The following is a 1225-nucleotide window of genomic DNA, read 5'->3' as shown; positions in this document are numbered from 1 at the left end:
GTGCTGCGGCTGCTGGCCGACGAGGGGCTCGGGTGCGAGGTCGCGAGCCCCGGGGAGCTCGCGCTGGCGCGCGCGGCGGGCCTCGCGCCGGAGCAGGCACCGACGAACCACCACGTGCCGGAACCGCTGCCGCCCTCGTCCTTCTTCTCCGACTCCTTCTTCTCCGCCGCCGCGGAGGAGGCCGCGTCCGGCTTCGGGCCGGTGGCGGCCAGCTGCCCGACGAGGTCGGTGCCGGCGAAGTCACGCGGGTTCGCACCGGCCGCCTGCGCGGCGAGGATCAGCTTGGCGAGGCTGCCGGGCTGGTCCTTGGCCCAGTCCAGGGCCTTGCTGTCCTTCGACTCCAGCCACTTCAGCGGCTTCGCGGCCGCCTCCCGGTGACCGCCCGCGGCGAGCGCGAGCGTGGCGTCGGCGGTCGTACCGAAGTCCGGGCCGGCCGGGGCGCCCGGCATGGCGGACTTCAGCTGCCCGCCGTTCGCGTCCAGCTTCCGTGCCAGGTACGCGGCCACGGCGTCCGCGGCGGCCGCCGGGTCCTTCGGCTTCGAGGTGTCACCGTCGGCACAGTCGAGCGTCTTGACCGGCTTGTCGGCCTTGTCGGCCTTGCCGGTGTTCACCCGGAAACCCTTGCCGAGCGCGGCCAGCGCGGCCGCGGCCGAGGCGAGGTCGTTGGGCGCCAGCTCGTTGTTCTGCGGCATGTACGCGAACGCGCCGCGCTCGTCCTCCTTCTTGTCGCAGCCGAGCTGGAAGGAGAGCAGCGCGTCGTACGGGCTCTTGCCGCTGCCGGCCGTCGCCTTCGCCGGGTCCTGGCCGGCGGCGGCGTACGCGCCGATCGCGATCGCGGTGGAGTTGGCGTCGCTGGGGGAGCCGGGGTTCATGCCCCAGCCGCCGTCCTGGTTCTGCGCCGACTTCAGCCAGGCCAGGCCCTTGGTCACGGCACCGGCGTGACCGCCTGCCGCCGCCAGGCCCTGCACGGCGGCCGCGGTCGCGGCGGTGAACTCGCCCGCCTTGGCATCGCAGGGCTTGGCGGTGTCGGCCCGGTACGCGGCGAAGCCGCCGTCCGCGCACTGCTGGCCCGCCAGCCACTCCACGGCCGCCTTGGGCGGCGTGACACCGACCGCGCTCTGCGCGGCGAGGGCCAGCGACTGCCGGAAGACACCGTCGAACTTCGGGTCCTTGGTTCCGTAGAGCCCCTGGGTGGCGGCGGGGGACGGCGACGCGTCGGGCGCCA

General features: G+C 74.9%; 1 protein-coding gene. It reads right to left on the bottom strand.

Features of this window, described 5'->3' with window-relative positions:
- Positions 1-1225 (bottom strand): prenyltransferase/squalene oxidase repeat-containing protein (locus tag AB0K09_RS33535; RefSeq protein WP_366069160.1); only part of this gene is annotated, 1225 nt, incomplete at both ends.

Source organism: Streptomyces sp. NPDC049577 (genome assembly GCF_040675635.1).
In the GTDB taxonomy this organism is placed as follows: domain Bacteria; phylum Actinomycetota; class Actinomycetes; order Streptomycetales; family Streptomycetaceae; genus Streptomyces.
The sequence above is the reverse complement of the archived record's forward strand: the minus strand, read 5'-3'. Positions and strand labels throughout refer to the sequence as shown.